We start from the raw sequence: 4,943 nt of genomic DNA, 5'->3' as shown, positions 1-4,943 counted from the left end.
TCACCCAGCAGGACGCCGCCTTACCCGGGTAACCAGCGCGCGCTCCACGACGGATACGCGACTCACCGAGCGGCCCGCGGCCGGCGCCGGGGCCGGCGGATGACGTGCGGCGGCGGGTGCCGGGCTCCGGCGTACGGCGCATACTCGCGAGGGGCGACCACGCGGAGGCGGCATGGACAGGGCGACGGCGGCAGCCGTGCTCGGCGTGCGCCCGGAGGCCGACGGCGCGGAGGTCGAGGCCGCGTTCCGCGTGCTCGCCGGCCTCACCCACCCCGACCGGTTCCCCGAGGGCTCGGCGTCCTGGGAGGACGCCAACCGCGGGATGCAGGGCCTGCTCGAGGCGCGGCGCACGATGGCCGAGACCCCCGTGGCCGAGGCGGTGGAGCCCGCCGCGTGGACCGTGAGCGGCGAGCCGGTGGAGTCGGTGCCGTCGTGGGAGAGATCGGACGTCGGCCCCGGCGACCCGGTGGCGATCGACCGACGGATGCGGACGCGTGCGTTCAGCTGGGGAGCGGTGCTTCTGGCGTCGGCTGGGATGTCGCTCGCGGTCGGCGCGACCCAGCCGGTCAACGACGCCCTCCCGTTCTGGGCACCGGCCCTGGCGGTCTGCGGCCTGCTGAGCATCGCGACGGGCTGGCGCTCGCACCGACGCCTCGTCGCCCTCGAGCGCCGCAGCTGATCCGTCCGCCGGGCGCGCGCCGTCGGACGACGTCCGACGGCGGCTCGGCGCCGCGCGCACCGCCCGTTCACCCGTGCTGAACCAGTCGTTCCCTGCGAGTCGCAGGACACGGCACCCCGTTTGCCGCCACGATCCGTTCTCATGGACCGGTCGCGCAGCGTGCTCATGCTCGCGCGCGAGCACCTGGGCGGGCGCAACCTGATCGCCGGGCTCGTCGTCGGTGCCTACCTCGTGCCGCAGGCGATGGCGTACGGCGAGCTCGCGGGGGTCGGCGCGAGCGCAGGCCTGACGGTCGCGCTCATTCCGCTGCTGCTGTACCCGCTGCTCGGACGCACCAAGTGGCTCTCGCTGGGCCCGGAGTCGGCCGTTGCGCTCATGGCCGCCGCCACCGTCGGCCCGATCGCGGCGAGCCTCGACCTGCCCGTGCCGCAGCTGCTCGGGATCGTCTCCATCCTGACCGGCGCCATCCTGCTCGCCGCCCGCGCCGCCAAGGCCGGATTCGTCACCGACCTGCTCAGCAAGCCCGTGCTCATCGGCTACCTCACCGGTGTCGCCCTCGTGATGGTGATCTCGCAGGTCTCGCGCGTGCTCGGCGACGATGTCGCAGCCGACACGATCGTGGTCTTCGTGCAGGACCTGCTCGACGGGGTCGACGTCAACTGGTGGTCGCTGGCCATCGGACTCGGCACGCTCGGCGTGATCCTCGCCTTCCACACGTGGCTTCCCAGCATCCCCGGCACGCTCGTCGCCATCGGACTCGGCGTGCTCGCCGGCTACACGCTGCCCGTCGACACCATCGGATCGTTCGAGCTCGCCATGCCTCAGATCGCGTGGGAGCCGATCCCGATGAGCGCGATCAGCGAGCTGCTGCTGGCCGCAGCGGCGATCGCGGTCGTCGCCTACACCGACGTGATCGTCGTCGCGCGCGCGTTCTCAGACGGCGACCGCGTCGACGCGAACCGCGAGATGACCGCGCTCGGCGTCACCGACGTCGTCGGCGGCCTGTTCGGCGGCTACCCGATCTCGGCGTCGTCGAGCCGTACGGCGATCGCGCGGATGAACGGCGCGACCAGCCGCTTCTACTCGTGGATCGTCGCGGTCGTGCTGATCGTCTCGGCGGTCACGCTGTCGAGCGTGCTGGCGTACCTGCCGCAGGCCACGCTCGGCGGCATCATCCTGTACGCCGCGTGGACGCTGTACGACCGCAAGGGCTGGGAGTCCCTCTGGCGCTTGCGGTTCGGCGAGGTCGTGGTGGCCGGCGCATGCGCAGCAGGCGTGGTCGTGCTCGGCATCCTCCCGGGCATCGGGATCGCGGTCGGGCTGTCGGTCGCCGAGCTGCTGCTGCGGCTGTCGCGGCCGCACGAGGGTGTGCTCGGCTTCGTCCCCGGCATCCCGGGCATGCACGACGTCGACGACTACGCCGACGCCGAGCAGGTGCCCGGCCTCGTCGTCTACCGCTACGACTCGCCGCTGTTCTTCGCCAACTCCAACGACTTCTTCAGCCAGGCGCTCGAGGCGGCCGACACCCCGGGCTGCCGATGGTTCCTGCTCAACGTCGAGGCCAACGTCGAGGTCGACTCCACCGGCCTCGACGCCCTCGCCGCCTTGCACGACGAGCTCTCCTCGCGCGGCATCCTCTTCGCGTTAGCACGGGTGAAGACCGACCTCCGCCTCCCGATGGAGAGGTACGGCGTCGCCGCGCTGATCGGCGAGGAGAACATGTACGCGACCCTGCCGACCGCGGTGGCGGCGTACCGGGCATGGGCCGAGGCGCACCCCGCCGTGCAGCCGCCCCCGGCTGCCGCACCCGGGAGCCGCGATCCGAAGGCCCACCCGCGCTCGACCCTCGCCGCCCTCGGCTTCCACCGCTTCGCCCGCGTCCTGAAGCCCCGGTCCGAGAACATCCGCTAAGGAGAGATCGCGCCCTCCAGGGGCGTGTTCCGTCCTCTTCTCCGCCGACTGCTGGGACGGCGTACCCGCACTGTCGGAGGCCTCGCGCACGATGGCCGCTCGAGGTCGGCGCCGGGGGTGCGCCGTCCGTGCCACCCACGCCGGAAGGGACCCCCATGGACGACCGCTACGTCGAGCGCATCGGCGCCCTGCTCGCCAAGGCCGAGAGCACCGACTCCGAGCACGAGCGCCTCGCATTGATCGAGAAGGCCCAGCACCTCGCCGCCAAGCACAGCATCGACCTCGCCGTCGCCGCAGCCCGGACGCCCAGCGGCGCCGCGCCCGCGCTCGAGGTGGACCGGTTCGTGTTCTCCGACGAGCAGCAGAACCGCAATCTCAAGAAGCACCTGGTCACGCTGATGTGCGTGATCGCGGCGTCCAACGATGTGCGGGTCGACGTGCTGCCGTCGTCGGTCGGAGTCGTGATGTACGGCTTCGCCGGCGACCTGCTCGCGTGCAAGACGCTCTGGTGGTCGCTCTCGGTGCAGATGGTCGCGGAGGCGTCGGCTTGGATCCGCACCGGCGCGTGGCGCAGCCAAGTGATGCTGCGCGAGGACCGCTGGGGCCAGCCCGAGGCCGTGCCGATGGACGCCCGGGTCGCCCGCTCCGGCTTCTACACCGGGTACGTCGGCCGCATCGGCGACCGGCTCGCCGCAGCCCGTGCCGCCGCCGAGCGCGAGGCGGAAGAGGAGTACGCCACCCCCGCCGGACCGACCGCAGCCGACGGCAGCGGGGGCGGCGGCGAGCTCATCAGCACGGCCGTCGTGATCGCGGCGAAGCAGGAGCGGGTTCGCGACTTCTATGCCGACTCCTCGCGCGCCCGCGGCCGGTGGAGCGGGCCGTCGCGTCGCGCGGGCTCCGAGCGGGCGATGGCGGCAGGTTGGGACGCCGGCGGCCGCGCCCGGCTCGGCGACGACCGGGGTTCCCTGAGCGCCTGACCTCGGCGGCGCCCCGGTGGGGGATCCTCGGGTACTGAGCATCCCCGCAGGTCCGGTAACCTTTCCGGGCCGGAAGCGGGCGCCTCGTGCGTCTGGCCCGGTGCTGGAGGCGTCGCCTAGTCCGGTCGATGGCGCCCGCCTGCTAAGCGGGTTGGGGTCTCAAAGCCCCTCGGGGGTTCAAATCCCCCCGCCTCCGCCAGCAACGACGAAAGGACGCTCCCCCGTGGGGGGAGCGTCCTTTCGTCGTTGCTGGCGGAATCCCTCCGGATGTGGGAGGCCCGCGCCCCGGCCATCGGATGGATCCCGCGCTGCGGGGCGCGAGCAGCCCATCGGATGAGCGGGGGGATCGGATTTCGCCATCACCGGGGGCTCGGGCTAGACTTCTCCAGCCTTCAGGCAAGCGCCCGTAGCTCAACGGATAGAGCATCTGACTACGGATCAGAAGGTTAGAGGTTCGAGTCCTCTCGGGCGCGCGTTGTTTGAGACAGCAGCACGATGAAGCCGATCCGCCGACGGGCAGGGTCGGCTTCGTTGTTTCCGCAGGTCAGGGAGCCGTGGCGTCTCCAGGGCGGTGACTCGATCATGCGCGGTGACGGCAGCCCGGGCTCTCCCTGGACCACCCGTTGGTTCCGCGGCCCTCCGGCATGAGCCTATGGTCGCGGCGATGTGCGCCTTGGCGCGGCGCCGTGGGGCCATCGTGGGTCCTGCGATGCGACGGGACGGCTTGCCACGATGGCAGCGGCGTCGATCGCATCTAGGGCTTCCGGTACGTACATCTGCGCGCCGGCGAGCGAGACGACGTCGGCGGCTTCAGTAGCTGTTGCTGGTCGCGCTTGCGACCCAGTAGGCGGGCGTCCACAGGTCCTTGAGGCTCGCGCACGTAGCGCGAACACGATGCGGGGCGCGCTGGAGGAAGATCTCGACCGCGAACCCGTTCGAGCGGGTCAAGAGAAGATCAAACGCCGCACCACGGACCCCGGTGCGGTTCAGGGGACCTGGAAGCCCGACCCTCCGCACCCGTCGGCTGTGGTGGACCCGTCGACGATGACGCTGATATCCCGCAGGTACACCGTATTGGTCAGCCCGGTGGGCATGAGGTACAGCAAGATCCGCTGCTCGGCCCCGGGAGTCGCGTCCAGGCACCAAGTCTTGGTGATCGTCTGCAACCAGGCGTTCGCGCCGGTATTGGACACCTCGGAATAGCCGCACCCCGACGCGTTGCTGACCGAGCAGTACAACGCCATCACGTCGGAGTTGGTTTGGTAGCCGACCCCGGACACCGTGATGGTGAGCTCCGAGTACGAGTTCTGTGGCAAGACCCGGTCGTAGAACAGCTTCGCTCCTGCCAGGCCAGCGGAGTACTGGAAGGTGCTGCG

At 71.3% G+C, this 4,943-nt stretch carries 5 protein-coding genes and 2 tRNA genes; 5 read left to right on the top strand and 2 right to left on the bottom strand.

The annotated features are described in order from the left end of the window. Nucleotides 1-172: 172 nt before the first annotated feature. The 5 genes from ACFQGU_RS16850 to ACFQGU_RS16830 all read left to right on the top strand — a co-directional run bounded on the left by ACFQGU_RS16850 (nt 173) and on the right by ACFQGU_RS16830 (nt 4,040). Nucleotides 173-679 (top strand): hypothetical protein, encoded by a 507-nt coding sequence (locus ACFQGU_RS16850; protein WP_386768861.1) that lies wholly within the window; start codon nt 173-175, stop codon nt 677-679. A gap of 141 nt (nt 680-820) precedes the next feature. After that, a complete protein-coding gene (locus ACFQGU_RS16845; RefSeq protein WP_386768860.1) occupies nt 821-2,590 on the top strand; it encodes a SulP family inorganic anion transporter in 1,770 nt (589 codons plus the stop codon). Nucleotides 2,591-2,745: 155 nt separating this feature from the next. After that, nucleotides 2,746-3,567, top strand: coding sequence for a DUF2786 domain-containing protein (locus ACFQGU_RS16840; protein WP_386768859.1), 822 nt, complete (start codon nt 2,746-2,748; stop codon nt 3,565-3,567). Between the two features lie 105 nt (nt 3,568-3,672). Then, nucleotides 3,673-3,766, top strand: a tRNA-Ser gene (locus tag ACFQGU_RS16835). Nucleotides 3,767-3,967: 201 nt separating this feature from the next. Further along, nucleotides 3,968-4,040: transfer RNA gene (locus ACFQGU_RS16830), tRNA-Arg, on the top strand. A gap of 337 nt (nt 4,041-4,377) precedes the next feature. Here ACFQGU_RS16830 and ACFQGU_RS16825 read toward each other — a convergent pair. Next, on the bottom strand, nt 4,378-4,515 hold the full coding sequence (locus ACFQGU_RS16825; protein ID WP_386768858.1) for a hypothetical protein: 138 nt from the start codon (nt 4,513-4,515) through the stop codon (nt 4,378-4,380). A 38-nt stretch (nt 4,516-4,553) separates the two neighbouring features. Further along, nucleotides 4,554-4,943: hypothetical protein (locus tag ACFQGU_RS16820; protein WP_386768857.1), on the bottom strand; the 390-nt coding region annotated here is incomplete at its 5' end.

Source organism: Longivirga aurantiaca, from assembly GCF_042660085.1.
GTDB classification, from domain to species: Bacteria; Actinomycetota; Actinomycetes; order S36-B12; family CAIYMF01; genus Longivirga; species Longivirga aurantiaca.
This window is presented reverse-complemented; position numbering and strand designations above follow the sequence as displayed.